Origin of the sequence: Massilia polaris (assembly GCF_012927275.1) — a bacterium.
Taxonomy (GTDB): Bacteria; Pseudomonadota; Gammaproteobacteria; order Burkholderiales; family Burkholderiaceae_D; genus Telluria_A; species Telluria_A polaris.
The window spans coordinates 547,172-562,894 of the sequence record NZ_JABBGG010000001.1 but is presented as its reverse complement, the minus strand read 5'-3'; the positions used below and the strand labels follow the sequence as shown (position 1 = coordinate 562,894).

Here is a 15,723-nt window from a genome sequence, read left to right as displayed (position 1 = left end):
GTGAGACGGCGCGCTTTGCCCGCTGGTCCGGCTGGACGCGAACGAATAATTGGATAGATTTCCCCTGGGAAATGTAATCTATACTGAAGGTCCACTTAACTCGGAAACCATCAATGATTACTAAACTAGCCGTCGTAAGCACCCTCGCCGTTGTCATGTCCGGCTGCGCGATCCAGCAAACGGTCCAGCCAGTAGCCATGGCCGACAACAAACAGGTATGCGTCGTCGAGAACCCGGCAGTAAAGGGTACTTTCCTCCAAGTCTATACACGCGCACTGGGCAACAAGGGGTACACGGTCAAACAGCTGGCGCGCGGCGCGTCGCTGGTCGAATGCCCGGTAACCTCGACCTACACGGCGAACTGGCGTTGGGACCTGGCGATGTACATGACCTATGCCGACATCACGGTGTATAACAAGGGTGCACCGGCGGGCAAGGCGGTCTACGACGCGACCCGAGCCGGACTTAACACGGGCAAGTTCATCAACGCCGACAAGAAAATCACTGAACTGGTAGACCAGCTGTTCCCTCGCCTCTCAGGCTCGTAAGCCGGCATTCGCCGTACTGGCTCACCAGCTGCGCCACCATCATGCGTGGCGCGGCGTTCAACGCCTCGCTGCTGCATGCGGCAATCGACAGTAGCGGGTGGTCGAACTGGTACGCATTGGCGCACGGCGCATTGAGCTTGAAGCGCGCTTCCTGTTCGCTCCACATCCGGTAGAAAGCATCGGCCCGTGCGGATTGCGGAAGCGCTGCCAGCGCCGCCTGGACGGCCGGGTCGAACGCGTGCCCGGCAAGCGCCTGGAAGTCGCGTGATGTATCGCGCAATTCGATGTCGAGGCCGAGCTGCGTTGCGGCGCCGACTGCGCACGCGACCCAATCGCCGCTGTGCGAAATACTAAATCCAATTGATTCGGAAAGCGGCTCCACAAGGCGTGGCGCCCGCCCGTGCACGTCTTCCAGCACAACGCTGCGCGCAGGCCTTCCGAGCAGTTCGCCAAGTGCCAGCCGAAGCAGCCCGCGTCCCATCAGGAACTGGTTACGGCGCTGCGCGCGGCCGAAAGCGAGGAAGCGCCTTTCCTCGGACTGGCTCAGCCAGCTGCGGAATACCGAGGCCGAAGCGGCCGCGATACTCGCATCGAGCAGCCAGACCCTGGCGAAAGGCGCCTGGGACACGTTTACTTCACTTTCACGAAATCGCCCTTGAGTGCGACGCCTGCCATTATCGCGCCGGAGTGGCATTCGAACTCAGTCGCGCTTGCGAATTCAACATTGTCGTAGTTGCTGACGATGTTAACCACCGCGTTGGCTCCCAGTTCCTTGGCGCGCTTCTGCAAGCGCAGCATCGCCGACAGGAACGCCCAGTTGCAGGCCTTCGCGTCCGACTTTCCGAATGCGTTGGTCTTCTGGCTGGTCTTGTCGCTGCCGAGCTTTTGCAGGACGCTCGGGGTGGTCTGGCCGGCGAAGTAGAACTTCACGTCGTCGCCCAGGCGCGACTGTGCATCGTTTTCAGCCATCGCGGCCGCCAGCGGCAGCATGACCTTCGTATTGCGGGCCTGTGCTGGCGCAGCGATTGCTGAAACGGCGCCCAGGACTACCAAGGTCGAGATGATTTTTTTCATTTTTCTCTTTCTACTTTCAGGTTAGTACTTCTTAAAAATCAGCGAGGTGTTAATGCCGCCGAACGCGAAATTGTTCGACATGACGTAGTCGCACGAAATGCTGCGGCCACTGTTCACGATGTAATCGAGCGCCGCGCACTGCGGGTCGACGGTATCGAGGTTGATGGTCGGGGCGAACCAGCCTTCGCGCATCATCTCGATACTGGCCCAGGCTTCAAGCGCGCCGCAGGCGCCCAGCGTATGGCCCATGTAGCTCTTGAGCGAACTGATAGGCGTCGATGATCCGAATACCTCGGCGGTGGCGTGGGACTCGGCGATGTCCCCCTGCGCCGTGCTGGTGCCATGCGCATTGATGTAGCCGATCTGCGCCGGATCGAGCCTGGCATCGGCCAGCGCCAGTTCCATCGCGCCCTTCATGGTGGCCGAATTCGGCTGGGTCACATGGCTGCCGTCGCTGTTGGTGCCGAAACCGACGATCTCCGCATGGATGGCCGCGCCGCGCGCCAGCGCATGCTCCATGTCCTCGAGGATCAGGCAACCGGCGCCCTCGCCGATGACCAGGCCATCGCGGTTCGCCTCGAACGGGCGCGGCGTGGTGCTGGGCGCATCGTTGCGGCAGCTGGTGGCGAACAAGGTGTCGAACACCGCCGCTTCGGTCGCGCACAGTTCATCGGCGCCGCCGGCGATCATCGCCACCTGGTGCCCGGCCTTGATGGCCTCATACGCGTAGCCGATGCCCTGGCTGCCGGAGGTGCACGCCGACGAGGTCGTGATGACCCTTCCGGTCAGTCCGAAAAAGACGCCGATGTTCACCGGCGCCGTGTGCGCCATCATTTTGATGTAGGTGGTGGCATTGATCCCGCGCGTGGTGCGTTCTTCGATCATGCGGCCGAAACCCGCCATCGCGCTCGGGGTTCCGCACGACGAGCCGTAAGCGATCCCCATTTTTCCGCTGGTGACGAGCGGATCTCCCAGCAGGCCCGCGTGGGTCAGCGCCAGTTCGGCCGAACGGGTAGCCATCAGCGCGACCCGCCCCATGCTGCGCGTGGCCTTGCGGTTGTAGCGCTCGCCCAGCTCGAACGGCGCGGCGGGCGCGCCAAGCTTGGTGTTCAGGCCATCATAATCGGCCCATTCATGCATCGTGACGATCGCATTGCGGTAGGTGCCGAGGCGCGCGCGAATGGTTTGCCAGTCGTTGCCGAGCGGGCTGATGCCGGCCATGCCGGTGACGACGACGCGCCGGGTCATGCCAGGCCTCCGTTGACCGAAATGACCTGGCGGGTGATGTAGGAGGCATCGTCGCCGACCAGGAAGCTGACCGCCGCCGCGACCTCTTCCGGCTTGCCGATGCGGCGCGCCGGGATCATCTTCAACGCTTCTTCCATCGGCACGTCGCTGGTCATGTCGGTTTCGATCAGTCCCGGGGCGACGCAGTTGACGGTGATGTTGCGCTTGGCCAGTTCCAGCGCCAGCGCCTTGGTGGCGCCGATGATGCCGGCCTTGGCTGCGCTGTAGTTCACCTGCCCGCGATTGCCGATCAGCCCCGACACCGACGCCAGCGTCACGATGCGTCCCGGCTGGCGGCGCTGTACCATCGGCATGACCAGCGGATTGAGCACGTTGTAGAAGCCGTCCATGTTGGTGGACATGACGATGTCCCAGTCCTCGCCCGTCATGGCGGGGAAAGCGGTGTCGCGCGCGACGCCCGCGTTGCAGACCACCGCGTAGTAGCAGCCGTGCTGTTCGATATCGGCGGTCAGCGCGGCTGCCGTCGCTTCGCGTTCCGAGATATCGAACTGCAGCACGCGCGCCTTGCGCCCCATTGCCTCGACTTCCGCCGCGACCGCATCGGCTTCACCGCGCTTGCTGCGGCAATGCAGGACCACGTCGTAGCCGTCCTTGGCCAGGCGCAGCGCGATCGCCTTGCCGATACCGCGCGACGATCCCGTCACCAGTACACTTTTACCCATACCGCTCATTCTTCACTCCGTTGCAAAAATTCGTCCACATTCTCCGGCTGGAACACGGTCACGGTGGCGCTGGCCGCAACGCCGCCCGCCGCATCCTCGATCCGGCATTCGAAAGCGCCAAGTCCGTTATCGCCCTGCAGCGCGCGCCGCACGTGCACCTGCAGCACGCTGCCGACCGCAAAGGCGGGCCGGCTGCATTCGTAGCGGCGGGTGCCGAGCAGGAAGCCGACCTTGACCGCTTCGCCGCGCTGCAGCGCGAGGTAGCCGGCATGCGCCGCCACCGCCTGCGCCATGTATTCCATGCCGACCCAGCCGCCTACGCCGCTGCCGTCGCAAAACACCGAACCTGACCTGATCGCGACCTCGGCGCACAGCGTTTCGGCGTCGGCGGATAGCACCCGGTCGAGCAGCACCATCGGACCGCTGTGCGGAACCAGTGCGCGGATATCGGGCATTGTCATTGCAGCCTCCCCAGCACCAGCGCCGCATTCGACCCGCCAAAGGCGAACGAATTGCTGACCGCGTAGCGCAGCGGGCGTCCGAGCTTCGCGCCCGGCGCGACGACGTTCAAGCCTGGCAGCTGCGGGTCGCGCTCGCCGTCCCACACATGCGGGGGCAGCAGCCCTTCCGGGTTATCGTCCTGCATGGCCAGCCAGCACAGCGCAGCCTCGATCGCTGCCGCCGCGCCGAGGGCGTGGCCGGTCAGCGGCTTGGTCGAACTCACCGCCACAGCGCCGCCGAAGAGGCCGTGCACCACGTGCGACTCCATCGCGTCGTTCTGCACCGTCGCCGTGCCGTGCAGGTTCACGTAATCGACCTGCGATGCGTCGATGCCGGCACGCGCCAGCGCTGCGCCGATCGCAAGCCGGGCGCCGCCGCCTTCAGGATCCGGGGCCGACATGTGGTGGCCGTCCGACGATTCGCCCCAGCCGCACAGCGCGACCGCGGATGCTTCGGCGCTCATCAGGAACAGCGCCGCGCCTTCGCCGATGTTGATGCCGTTGCGGTTGGCGCTGAGCGGGTTGCAGCGAGCGGCGCTGACCGATTCAAGGGCCGAGAACCCGGCGACCGTAAAGCCGCACAAGCTGTCGACACCGCCCGTCACGACCGCGTCGCACAGGCCCATGCGGATCAGGCGCGCGGCGCTGGCCATCGCCTTCGCGCTCGACGAGCAGGCGCTCGAATGCACATAGGCCGGGCCGCTCACGCCGAGTTGATCCGCCAGCAGGCTGGCCACCGATCCCATCTCCTGCTGGCCGTAGTGGAATGACGCGGGCAATGCACCGGTCTCGGCATGCGCGCGCACCGCCGCCTCGGTCGACGCGATGCCGGACGTGCTGGTGCCGATCACGACGCCCACGCGGCCAGCGCCAAAGCGCGCGATGGCGGCATCCACGGCGGGCCGGATCTGCGCCAGCGCTGCCAGTGCAAGCTGGTTGTTGCGGCTGCGTGCATGCAACGGCAGCGCAGCGGCGTCCTGCAGCACGCCCGCCGCGTCACCGGCGGGTAGCATGCGGCCAGCCGACCAGGCCATGGTCGGTTTCACGCCGCTGTCGCCGGCGAACATGCGCTGGCGGACGTCGGCGAGATTGTCGCCGAGCGCGCAGACGATGCCGCATTCATTCAAAAACAGGTTCATGGATAAACGCTTCAAGGTGCCGACTGGATCGTCAGGCGGTATTTGTAACGGAGGTTGTCGAGCGTGATCGTGCCGTCCCAGCGCGGCATCGCACTGTAGGCGACCCGCGCCACCACGACGCCGTCGAGCGTCAGCGTGCGTTCGAGGCCCGATTCGGTCACGGCCCAGCCGGCCGGCAAGGCGGCGCTGATCGCCGTGGCCGGCCACAGGGCCAGCTGGAGGTCTTCCAGCACGTCCTCCGCCTTCACCTGGGACGGCAGCATCACGTGGCGCCAGGATGTCAGTTTGGCTCCGTCGTACTCGAGGCTGAGCACGCGCTGGCCGAACGCCAGCCCGACCAGCTGCAGCCGGAACGAATCGACTTCAAGCGCGGCATCCAATTCATCGATGCGGCCGTTGCGCTCCACTTTCAGATGCTGCTGGACGCTGATCGTAGCCCCGAGCGCAGCCGGCGCCAGTTTCAGGCCGAGGCGCGCCGGCGCCGGGGCGCCATCGGAGGCGCAGCCCGCCAGCATCAGCACCGACAGCCAGCCTGCCACAAGCTTAAGCGTGATCGACATGCGTTTTCCTTTCCTGTTTGGTAAAGCAAGGGACGGCCAGCCATACCAGCGCTATCCCGATCAACATGGTCAGCCCGAACGCACGCAGGGCCGGCGTATTGCTCAGGCCAAGCAACCCGAATCCCAGCAAGGTGTTCGCGGCAGACAGCCCGACTGCAAGCCACGGCGTCGCGTGACCGCGTCCGCCGTGCTCCTGCATGAAAATCCCGTAGTCGACGCCCACGCCAAGCAGCAGCATCAGTGCCAGTACGTGGAACAGCTGGAGCGGGTGTCCGGCCAGCCCGAACAGCGCGAGCGCCGCGATGGTGGCCAGCGCCGTCGGCACAAGCACGCGCCAGGCATCCGCCCGGTAACGCGGATATAGCAGGGCGAACACCAGAGCATAGGCAGCAACCAGCACAACGCCCATGTACTCGCGGTAGCGGCCAAGTACCGACGAAATCTCGCTGACCTTGTCGACCCACTGGACACCTTCGATCCCGCCGCCCGCATCGCGCACCGCGGGAATCGAGGCATACGCCAGGCCGCGCAGCGCGACCACGCTGGCGTGGGTCCCGTCCATTTCGCCGAGCCACAGATGGCGCCACGGCTCGCTCGACGGCGCGCGCAGGAAGGCGTCGACCGTGAGCGGCTTGCCCGCTGCCAGCAGGTGCGAGCGCGTCGCCGCGACCCAGTCCTTGTCCTCGCCGATGGCATCGGCCAGCAAGCCGAGCGCACCGCCCTCGCCCAGCAGCTTTGCTTCGGCCAGTTCGCGCCGGCTGGCTTGCACCGCCGCCGACGGCACCCAGTTGGAGATAGCCTGGTAGCCGCTGATGCTTCCCTTCGCAACCAGCGGATCGAGTGCGCGCTTGAGCGTCTCTTCGCGCTGCAGCACCATCTCGGCCGAGGTGCCGCGGACCAGGAAGTACTGCACCGGCGTCGGCGCGTCGAGCAGGCGGCCAAGCGCAATCTGGTCCGCGATTAGCTGTTTCGGGGGATTCTGGAGCGAACGGATGTCGTCGTTGGTGCCGAGCCGCAGGCCGCCCGCGAGGGCAAGCGCCGTGAACGCGATGGCGGCGACCAGCCATGTGCGGGTCGGCCGTACGCGCGGCCAGTGCGCAAGCGCGGCGCAGTACCATCCGGCCAGCCGGCCACGCCGCAGCGTGCGTCCGTTGATCAGCGGCGGGAACCAGCAGATCACCGTCAACCATGCGAACACCAGCCCGACCGCCGAGAACACGGCCATCTGGCGTAGCCCCGGGAACGGCGTGAAGCCGAGCCCGAGGTAGCCGATCACCGCGGCCAGCAGCGTCAGCGCCAGGCCAGGCAGCAGGCGGCGCAGCAGCGTGCGCGAATCGAGCGAAGGGTCGGCGCTGAGCCGGTTGCATAGGAAGTAGATGCCGTAATCCTGCGCCACGCCGATCAGGCTTGCGCCGAACACCAGCGTCAGCAAGTGCACGGTGCCGAACACCGCCATCGACACCGACAGCGCGCCCAGGAAGCCGATACCGATCGACAGCAGGACCAGTCCGATCGGCTTGAGCGAGCGGAATACCAGCCAGGTAAGCAGCACGATGCCCACCAGCGAACCTGCGCCGATCGTATGGACTTCGGTATTGGCCTGGCTCGCGGCAGCCGCGGCATGCAGCACGACGCCGGCGCTGATCACGCGCGCACCCGGAACCGCTGTGCGCGCGGCATCGGCAGCCTGCTCCAGCAGCGGCACCACCGCGCCCTGCCCGGCCATCGAAAACGCCGGCACGTTCAGGCTCATCGGCAACAGTACATATTGGCGCTCGCTGTCGGCGACATACAGGTAGCCGTCGCGCGGGCGCACCGGCGTCTCCTGCGCGCGTTCCTGCATCCAGCTGGCGACCAAGCCGAACGGGTCGTCGCGGAAGGCGCCCAGTTTCGGCCCGGAGAATGCGCCGTACACGCGCGCCAGCGCATTGTCGGCCCAGGCCTGCGGCTGCTCGCTGCGTAGCTGGGCCTCCTGCGCGCCGGACATCAGCACCAGCCGGTGCTGGTCGAACGACGACAGCCAGTCCGCCTGGACATTGGCGTCGGCCTTGATGGCCCCCAGCAGGTCCGGACGTTTGGCCAGTACCGCGCTGTACGCATCGGCCGCGCGGCGCGCACCATCCCAGTCGGGGGCGCCGACCAGCACGATGACGCGCTGCTGCGCGGCGTCGACCATCTTTGTAAACGATGCCTGCAGCACCTTGTCGCGTTCCTGCGACGGCAGCAGCGCGAGGATGTCGGTGTCGGGCACGATGCGCTTGCCTACCCACAGGTATGCGTTGTGCCCCACCAGCAGGCACACCACCAGCGCCCATGCGAGCGCAAGCCATTTATGACGCATCAAAATAAGGCCGCCTCTTCGCCGGTCATGGCGCCTGCGCCGGTCTTAATCTCGGAGAACACGATGGTGGTCTTGTCGCCGCTTTGCTCGTCGATGCGGATATTCTTCACGTACGAACCGCCGTCGAGCGAGATGGCGCCGATTGCCTTGGCCAGCGCCGGTTGGCGCGCGCGCAGCGCGACCTTCCAGCTTGACGCATCGGCCGTGCCGTCGACTTCGAACAGCGCCTCGAGCTGGCCCAGATCACCCGACAGCAGCGAGAACAGCACGCTGTTGATCATGCGGACGGTCGGCTCCTGCTTCGCTTCAAGGCGCATCGCGACGCGCTCGCCCTGGAAGTGCACGATCTCGTCTTTCGTCAGGCGCAGCGTGTTCGGGAACGGCCTCAGGGTGCGCCACAGGACGCCCTTGCCCGCTACGACGCAGAAGCGGCCTTGCGATGCCAGCGGCTTCTTGATGCCGACAAGCTGCTTGGTTTGGTCGAAGCGTCCGCACATCACCGCCGGCTTGGCCAGCATGGACTGGATTTGCGCAATCGGCGCGGCCTGCGCCAGCTGGCCCAGGGATGCGATCAGGAGTGCGGCGAAAAGGCGTTTCATACGGGTTGTACTCCCAGTTTCTCAAACAGCACGGTTGGCGAGACGAAGCACATCTCGCCGTTGGAAATGTCGACCGCAACCTGCGTCGTGCTCGCGCGCGTCAGCCGCTTGCCGGTTTCCGCATCGCTGACCAGGTAGTCGATCTTCAGGCGGTTCTCCCATTCGACGATGTCGGCGCGCAGCAGCAGGCGCTGGGCGAACTTCGCCGAGCCGATGTAGCGCACGTTCATGTCGATGATCGGCCAGGCGTAGCCCGATTCCTTCATCTGTTCGTAGTTGTAGCCAATGCTGTCGAGCACAGCGCAGCGCGCCACCTCAAGGTACTTGACGTAATTACCGTGCCAGACGATCTGCATCGGGTCGAGGTCGAAGAACTGCACCGTCAGCTCGGTTTCGGCCGACCAGCGGCTCGCAGGCTTCGCCTTACGCATACAAGCTCCATGCCTTGCTGCGGATACGCTCGATCAGCACCCGCAGTTCCGGCTCAAGGCGGCGGTCTTCGGCTACCGGCGCGACGTCGTCGCCCAACGCCTGTTCCATCTGCGCCAGCGCGGCCGGAAGCGGCGTCTCCGGATTGACGCGGCGGCGCAGCCACACGCCCTGGCGCACCGTCACCAGCAAGGCGGCGGTCACCTGCTCGGTCAGTTCGAGCACGCGCAGGCAATCGCGCGCGGCGATGGTGCCCATGCTGACCTTGTCCTGGTTATGGCACTCGGTCGAACGCGAGAACACCGATGCCGGCATGGTTTGCTTCAGGGCTTCGGCGGTCCATGCCGAGGCGCTGATCTGGAGTGCCTTGAGGCCGTGGTTGATGGCCGCGCGCGGTCCTTCGGCGCCGGACAGGTTGCCAGGCAAGCCGTGGTTGTAGCGGCTGTCGACCATCAACGCCATCTGGCGGTCGAGCAGGTCGGCCAGGTTGGCGACCGCATTTTTCATCGAATCCATCGCGAACGCGATATGCCCGCCGTAGAAGTGGCCGCCGTGCAGCACGCGCTCGCCGTCGCCGTCGATGATCGGGTTGTCGTTGGCGCTATTGAGTTCGTTCTCGATCGACTGGCGCATGAACGGCAGCGCGTCGGCCAGTACGCCGATCACGTGCGGCGCGCAGCGGATCGAATAGCGGTCCTGCAGGCGCTTGCCGTTGCGTTCGGCCTGGCCCGCGCCGAGGTCGGCGCGCACCCAGCCGGCCACGTCCTGCATGCCCTTGTGCGGTTTGACCGAGAACAGGGTCTCGTCGAAGTGATGTGCATTGCCGTCCAGTGCGAACGACGCCATGGCCGTAATCCGGGTCGACAGGCGGACCAGGTATTCGGCGCGGTCGTAGGCGAGGCAGGCCAGCGCGGTCATCACGGCGGTGCCGTTCATGATCGCCAGCCCTTCCTTCGGGCGCAGGCGCAGCGGTGTGATGCCGGCATCGCGCAGGGCGTCGGCGGCCGAGGTCGGCACGCCGTCGCGCCAGACTTCGCGTTCGCCGCACAGCACCGCGGCCAGGTACGAAAGCGGGGTCAGGTCGCCGCTGGCGCCGACCGAGCCTTCGCTCGGGATCATCGGCAGCAGGCCCGCGTCAAGCAGCTTTGCGATCTGCTCGAGCAAGCCGACGCTCACGCCGGAGTAACCCTTCGACAGTGAAGCGAGGCGGGTCGCGAGCACCGCGCGCGTCTGGTCCGGGGTCAGGTAGGCGCCCAGCCCGACGCCATGATAGGTGTACAGGTGGTGCGGCAGCTCGGCGACCAGCTCTGGCGGCACCGTCACGGTGCAGGAGTCGCCGTAGCCGGTGGTGACGCCGTAGATGGTGCCATCCTCGCGCAGCAGGCGGTCGAGGAAATCGGCGCCGCGCGTGATCGCTGCACGGAACGCGGGGTCATCGGACAGTTCCGCGCGCGCGCTTCCCGAGGCGATATCGACGATGTCTTCGATGGTCAGGCGGTTACGGTCAAACACGACCGCGCGTTGGCGGTTCTTCAGGTCAGCAGGATGCATCGTTCTTGTCCAGATTTGGTAATTGCCAGAATTCGTAAAAGTTGAACCACTGGAGCGGCGAGCGCAGGCAGTGGTACTCGAGGCGCGCCGCGTAGTCGCGCGCCAGTTCGGTCAGTGCAGCATCGCGTCCGGCGCGCGGCAGGCGGACCGATTCGCGCAGCAGTTCGAAATGGACGTCGTAGTCGCCGTCCTGCGCGCGCTGGCAGAACAGCAGGTAAATCGGGCATTGCAGCACGCTGGCCATGACGTAAGGGCCGACCGGGAATGCCGCGTCGCTGCCAAGGAAGCTGGCGTGGGCGACGCGCGGATCGGGCGACAGCGGAATGCGGTCCCCCGCGATCACGACGAACTCGCCCGCCGCCACGCGTTCGGACAGCATCATTGCGGTGGCAGGCGTCATTTCGGTCACCTGCAGCAGGTTAAGCTCGCTGCGCGGGTCGAGCCGCGCCAGCATCTTGTTGAATGCCTGGGCGTGGCGGGTATGTACCAGCACTGTCAGCTTCAGGCCTGCCTGCTGGTGCGCCATCACCCGGCACAGCTCCAGGTTGCCGAGATGCGAGCAGACCAGCAGCGCGCCCTGCCCCGCATCGATCAGCTTCTGCATCGGCGCGATGCCGTGGAAGCGCACGCGCGAGGTGTCGAACAGGCCGCCCCACAACAGCATCTTGTCGAGGATCGTTTCAGCAAAGGCGCCGAAGTGGCGCAGCACGCCGGCCAGCCCCTGGGGAACCGGGGCAAACGCACCGGCCCGCGCGAGATAAGCGGCCGAGATGCGGCGCGCACGCGGACTGGCGAGTACGTACCACAGCAGCACCGGATGCAGCACCAGCCCGAACGGCCAGCGTCCGAACACGCGCCATACCCAGAACAGCAGGCGCATGCCGGCCACGAAGCTCACTTCGTTGATCGCGGCCCAGTGGCGCTGCGCAGGCGCGTTCACCTGGACAGCCATTTGCGTCCCAACAGCAGCGGCAGTCGCAGCAGCATGCCGAAGAACAGCACCGCGTGCATGCGCGAGATCAGCACGTTGTCGCGCACCGCCTGGAAGTGCGACACGCCGTCAGTCGGATAGCTGACCCGCGTCGCGACGTTAATCACGCGCAGTCCGGTCCAGTGCAGGCGCACCAGCACTTCCGGGTCGAAGTTCATGCGCAGCCCGAGCTGCCGCCGCTTGGCCAGCGCGACGACCGGCGCCACCGGATAGACTCGGAAGCCGCACATCGAATCGCGGATCGCAAACGACAGCGTGTTGATCCACACCCAGACGTGCGTCAGGTAACGCGCGTACTTGCGCACCGTCGGCACCGAATGGTCGTAGACCGGGAATCCGACGATGGCGGCGTGTGGATTGCTTCGCGCTTCGTCGATGAAGCGCGGGATGTCGGCCGCGTTGTGCTGCCCGTCGGCGTCGATCTGCAAGGCATGGCTGAAACCGCGTTCGGCCGCGTGGCGGAACCCGGTCAGCACGGCGCCGCCCTTGCCCTGGTTGACTGCATGCCGCACCAGCATCACGCGCCCGGGCGACTGCGCGGCGAGCGCATCGAGCACGCGCGCGCATGCGTCCGAACTGCCGTCATCGACCAGGATGCACGGCAGGCCGTGCGCGAGCACCGCCTGCACCACGGCGCCGATGGCGTGTTCGTGGTTATAGACGGGGATCAGGACGCAGGGTTCAAACAACGTTGGTCTCCGCTTTGGCAAAACGCAGCAGCGAGTGGCAGTAGCCGATATCGTCGCGTGCCGTGAGCAGTTCCAGCCCCGCCGCTTGCGCCAGGCGGATGTAGTCGCCGCTCTCGTAGATCTTGCTGTTCCCGCTTGCCATGGCCGTAAAGTACGGCGAGGTGTTGATCAGGCAGTAGGACGCGATGTCGTAGCGCTGGCGATCCCAGAACGTGTCCATGATCAGCACCTGGCCGCGCGGGCCAAGTGCGGCGGCGGCGCGTTCGAGGATGCTGGCGATGGCCGGCTCCGAGAAGCAGCTCAGGAACTGGCTCATCCAGATCACGTCCATGCCCGGCTCCAGCGGCGCTGCCGCGTCGAGCAGGTCGGTCGGGTGCAGGTGCGCGCGGTCGGCGACGCCGGCCGAAACCAGCGTCGCTTTCGCGACCGCCAACTGGCGCCCGAGGTCGACCAGGTGCAGCTCGACCGACGGGTTGTATGCCAGCGCAGCGCAGCTGAACTTGCCGGTGTTGGCGCCGATGTCCATCACGCGCTTCGGCGCCGATGCGAACACGTCCGGCAGGATCGACGGGAACGACGTATCGGAGTAGAAGTGGTCGAAGGCGAACCAGCTTTGCTTGACCTGGGCCGGCAGCTCGGACAAGCCCTGGTACAGCGTCGACCAGTTGCCGAACGTCGTCAGGCCCTGCGGCGTTTCGCTATCGAGCGACTGCTCAAGCTTGAACAGCCCTTCGTAGCAGACGTCGTGCGTGAAGTCGATGTTGATCTGGGTGATCGAGTCGGTCAGCACGCAGTAGCCGGCCTTGTCGAGCACATAGCGCCCGCCCTGCAGGTACACCACGCCAGCCGACAGGCAGGTTTCCAGCACCACCTTGAGTGCATATTCGGTCCAGCGGCCGGTCGCCGCCATCTGGGACACTTCGAGCCCCTCCTGCCCCGCATCGGCCAGCGCCTGCAGCATCCCGCGCTTCCATGCGTAGCGAACGCACTGGAATACCACCGGGCCGAAGGCGATTTTCTGAGCTTCGTAGCGGGCTGCGAACGCGCTCTGGCGCTCGGGGGAGAATTTCTTGTCTAGCATGGGCTCTCTTCGATAGGTCCAAACGCGATGCGGCCGCCAGCATGTTGGCCGGCCGCGGAAAAATAACGGAACGTCAGGCTGTCCTTGCCCGCGTCGTGCACCAGTTCCAGCGACACCGGGACGCCGGCGCCGATCACGTTCTGGAACTTCAGCGCGTGCATTGCGCGGAATGCAGGCCCCAGCGGGAAATGGAGGCGGCCGTACAGGATGGCCCAGTCGACCTGCACCACGCCGGGCAGCACCGGCGCCTGGGCGAAATGGCCGTCCAAATAGAACAGGCCTGGCGGCACCACGACCTCATACAGGACCCGCTGCGCGTCTTGTTCAAGCAGGCGAACCTGGGGCCGCCGCGGGCGCGGATCCAGCCCTGCGCCCAACAGCGCGGTCAGTTGCGCATGGGTTGTCTTGCCCTGTGCGTCGGCCGGCATCTGGTCGAGGTAGCGCCAACGACGCGGCAGCGCGACCGGTTCGACCGATCCGGCAAGCAGCGCGCGCATGTGGCGGTCGAATGCAGCCTTGCCGCTTTCACCAAGCAGCGCGCGGCCGGCCGGCGACAGCACGGCGAATGCCGCAACGACGCTGCGCTGGCCCGGTACCGCGTCGCCGACAAGCACGCGCGCCTCTTGCGCCATGCCGGTCGCCAGCAGCGCCGCCTCGATCGCATCGAGCGAGATGCGTACTTCTTCAATCTTCACGATACGGTCGCTGCGCCCAAGCAGCAGGAAGCAGCCGCCAGGGCGGACCTCGGCGCGGTCGGCCATCGCCATCCACTGATCGTCAGGCAAATGGGCGGAACGGACTTCAAGCAAGCCGTCGGCGCCGGCGCGCACCGCAACGCCCGGCATTGGCTGCCACGCGGCGTTTCCGCCATCGTTCTCGCGCCATGCGATCCCGCCCGATTCCGAGCTGCCGTAAACTTCGACTGGGGTTAAACCAAGCAATCGCCGTGCTTCCACCGACACCGCGGCCGGCAGCGGGCCGCCCGAGGAAAATACCGCGCGCAGGTTGGCGCCCGCACCGCTCCAGTCGAGATGGGATGGCAGCCGCTTCAGGTGGGCCGGACTGGCGACCAGCACGCATGGCCGCTGCCCCAGCTTTTCTGCCAGCTGTTCAGGGTAGGCTAGGCTGTGCGCGTGGATGTCGCGTCCCGCCGCCAGCGGCCACAGCACCCGGAACAACAGGCCGTAGATGTGCTGGTGCGAGACAGTGGCGACCACGGCGGCTGCGCCGATGCGCGCTCCAAACAGCACTTCGAGGGTCGCGACTTCGCCGGCCAGCTGGCCCAGCTTTTTGGGAATGGCCTGTGCCTGGCCGGTGCTGCCGGAAGTGTGTACGACAAGCGCATCGAAGCCCGGGTCAAGCCCGGTGAAGGCAAGCTCGCAGCAGTCGCCGGCGGCCGGCGTTTGTGGCGCGAAGCGGGCCGGGAACTCGCCCAGGAATGCGTCGACCGATGCCGCAAGCGCCTCGCAGCCAGGTTCCAGCGTGTTTGCCGCCAGCCACACCGTCTTGCGCGCTTGCCAAGAGCCAAGCAGTGCGGCGGCAAATTCGAGACTGTCGTCGAGGTACAACGAGACATCGGCGCCCGGGATGCGCAGGGCCAGCGCGCGCCAGGCCCTGGCCCGCGCCAGGAAGGCGGCGGCGCGCAGCGGTTCGCCGCCGCGCCAGCCAATGACGGCATCGGGCGATCGCACTGCGACCGCGTTTAAAAGATCAAGCATGATGTAGGCGTTTGAACCGCTTGCGCACCAGGTATTCGCCGGCGAACAGCAGTCCCATTAAGAGGTAGGCGATGACGCCGGTGTACAGCGACCATACGGCGTCGGACGCCCACATCGCTGTGCCGAAGGCAAGCGCGCCGTTTACAATAAAGAACGCACACCAGGCCTGGGTCACGCGCCACGTGTAGCGCACCGCGGCCGCTGGCAGCTCCGGCTCGCGCATGCGCGCAAAGCGCTCGACCATCGACACCGGCGTCGTCAGGCTGTAGCCGAAGGCGGCCAGCAGCGCGGCGTTGACCAGTACCGGATACAGCTTGAGCGGCAGCAGGGCGTTGGCCCATACGGCGCACATGGCGAGCGCCAGCGCTCCCGCGGCCGCCCAGCGCGCCACCCGGCTGATCGCCAGCGACGGCAGCCGCAGCAACGCCGCCAGCAGCAGCAAGGCTGCCAGCCAGCGCGGCTCCACCCTTCCCTGTCCGAACCAGATGGCAAGGGGATAGAGCACAGTCAGGACGGCCGCAAGCACGGCCAGC

General features: G+C 66.2%; 17 protein-coding genes. 1 reads left to right on the top strand and 16 read right to left on the bottom strand.

Annotated features, from left to right (window positions below; all coding sequences use genetic code 11):
- Window positions 1-113: 113 nt before the first annotated feature.
- Window positions 114-548: an Sbal_3080 family lipoprotein gene (locus tag HHL21_RS02650; protein WP_169463678.1), complete on the top strand. Its 435-nt coding sequence runs from the start codon at window positions 114-116 to the stop codon at window positions 546-548.
- On the opposite strand, the gene HHL21_RS02645 is transcribed toward HHL21_RS02650, so the two are convergent.
- The 16 genes from HHL21_RS02645 to HHL21_RS02570 are packed head-to-tail and all read right to left on the bottom strand — an operon-like array spanning window position 502 to window position 15,716.
- On the bottom strand, window positions 502-1,176 hold the full coding sequence (locus tag HHL21_RS02645; RefSeq protein WP_169463677.1) for a 4'-phosphopantetheinyl transferase family protein: 675 nt from the start codon (window positions 1,174-1,176) through the stop codon (window positions 502-504). The two genes, HHL21_RS02650 and HHL21_RS02645, sit on opposite strands and share 47 nt — an antisense overlap.
- A gap of 2 nt (window positions 1,177-1,178) precedes the next feature.
- Window positions 1,179-1,622 carry an excinuclease ATPase subunit gene (locus HHL21_RS02640; protein ID WP_169463676.1) on the bottom strand — a complete coding sequence of 148 codons (444 nt, stop codon included), beginning with the start codon at window positions 1,620-1,622 and terminating at the stop codon, window positions 1,179-1,181.
- 21 nt (window positions 1,623-1,643) lie between these two features.
- Window positions 1,644-2,870: a beta-ketoacyl-ACP synthase gene (locus HHL21_RS02635; RefSeq protein WP_169463675.1), complete on the bottom strand. Its 1,227-nt coding sequence runs from the start codon at window positions 2,868-2,870 to the stop codon at window positions 1,644-1,646.
- On the bottom strand, window positions 2,867-3,592 hold the full coding sequence (fabG, locus tag HHL21_RS02630) for a 3-oxoacyl-ACP reductase FabG (RefSeq protein ID WP_206085518.1): 726 nt from the start codon (window positions 3,590-3,592) through the stop codon (window positions 2,867-2,869). The genes HHL21_RS02635 and fabG overlap by 4 nt, the downstream gene beginning before the upstream one ends.
- A 5-nt stretch (window positions 3,593-3,597) precedes the next feature.
- On the bottom strand, window positions 3,598-4,053 hold the full coding sequence (locus HHL21_RS02625) for a hotdog family protein (RefSeq protein ID WP_169463673.1): 456 nt from the start codon (window positions 4,051-4,053) through the stop codon (window positions 3,598-3,600).
- On the bottom strand, window positions 4,050-5,231 hold the full coding sequence (locus HHL21_RS02620) for a beta-ketoacyl-ACP synthase (protein ID WP_169463672.1): 1,182 nt from the start codon (window positions 5,229-5,231) through the stop codon (window positions 4,050-4,052). The genes HHL21_RS02625 and HHL21_RS02620 overlap by 4 nt, the downstream gene beginning before the upstream one ends.
- Window positions 5,232-5,242: 11 nt before the next feature.
- On the bottom strand, window positions 5,243-5,791 hold the full coding sequence (locus HHL21_RS02615; protein ID WP_169463671.1) for a DUF3261 domain-containing protein: 549 nt from the start codon (window positions 5,789-5,791) through the stop codon (window positions 5,243-5,245).
- Window positions 5,775-8,132, bottom strand: a complete 2,358-nt coding sequence (locus HHL21_RS02610) for an MMPL family transporter (protein ID WP_169463919.1) — start codon at window positions 8,130-8,132, stop codon at window positions 5,775-5,777. Before HHL21_RS02610 ends, HHL21_RS02615 begins: the two co-directional genes overlap by 17 nt.
- Entirely contained in the window at window positions 8,132-8,731 is a 600-nt protein-coding gene (locus HHL21_RS02605) for a LolA family protein (RefSeq protein ID WP_169463670.1), read from the bottom strand. Before HHL21_RS02605 ends, HHL21_RS02610 begins: the two co-directional genes overlap by 1 nt.
- Window positions 8,728-9,162 carry an acyl-CoA thioesterase gene (locus tag HHL21_RS02600; RefSeq protein ID WP_169463669.1) on the bottom strand — a complete coding sequence of 145 codons (435 nt, stop codon included), beginning with the start codon at window positions 9,160-9,162 and terminating at the stop codon, window positions 8,728-8,730. Before HHL21_RS02600 ends, HHL21_RS02605 begins: the two co-directional genes overlap by 4 nt.
- Window positions 9,155-10,711, bottom strand: a complete 1,557-nt coding sequence (locus tag HHL21_RS02595) for an HAL/PAL/TAL family ammonia-lyase (protein ID WP_169463668.1) — start codon at window positions 10,709-10,711, stop codon at window positions 9,155-9,157. The genes HHL21_RS02600 and HHL21_RS02595 overlap by 8 nt, the downstream gene beginning before the upstream one ends.
- Window positions 10,698-11,663 (bottom strand): lysophospholipid acyltransferase family protein, encoded by a 966-nt coding sequence (locus HHL21_RS02590; protein ID WP_169463667.1) that lies wholly within the window; start codon window positions 11,661-11,663, stop codon window positions 10,698-10,700. The genes HHL21_RS02595 and HHL21_RS02590 overlap by 14 nt, the downstream gene beginning before the upstream one ends.
- Window positions 11,648-12,391 (bottom strand): glycosyltransferase family 2 protein, encoded by a 744-nt coding sequence (locus HHL21_RS02585; protein WP_229495884.1) that lies wholly within the window; start codon window positions 12,389-12,391, stop codon window positions 11,648-11,650. Before HHL21_RS02585 ends, HHL21_RS02590 begins: the two co-directional genes overlap by 16 nt.
- The gene (locus tag HHL21_RS02580; protein WP_169463666.1) at window positions 12,384-13,472 is read right to left on the bottom strand and encodes a class I SAM-dependent methyltransferase; all 1,089 of its coding nucleotides are present in this window, start codon (window positions 13,470-13,472) and stop codon (window positions 12,384-12,386) included. Before HHL21_RS02580 ends, HHL21_RS02585 begins: the two co-directional genes overlap by 8 nt.
- A complete protein-coding gene (locus tag HHL21_RS02575) occupies window positions 13,466-15,190 on the bottom strand; it encodes an ApeI family dehydratase (protein ID WP_169463665.1) in 1,725 nt (574 codons plus the stop codon). The genes HHL21_RS02580 and HHL21_RS02575 overlap by 7 nt, the downstream gene beginning before the upstream one ends.
- The gene (locus HHL21_RS02570; RefSeq protein WP_370659654.1) at window positions 15,183-15,716 is read right to left on the bottom strand and encodes a COG4648 family protein; all 534 of its coding nucleotides are present in this window, start codon (window positions 15,714-15,716) and stop codon (window positions 15,183-15,185) included. The genes HHL21_RS02575 and HHL21_RS02570 overlap by 8 nt, the downstream gene beginning before the upstream one ends.
- Window positions 15,717-15,723: the final 7 nt, after the last annotated feature.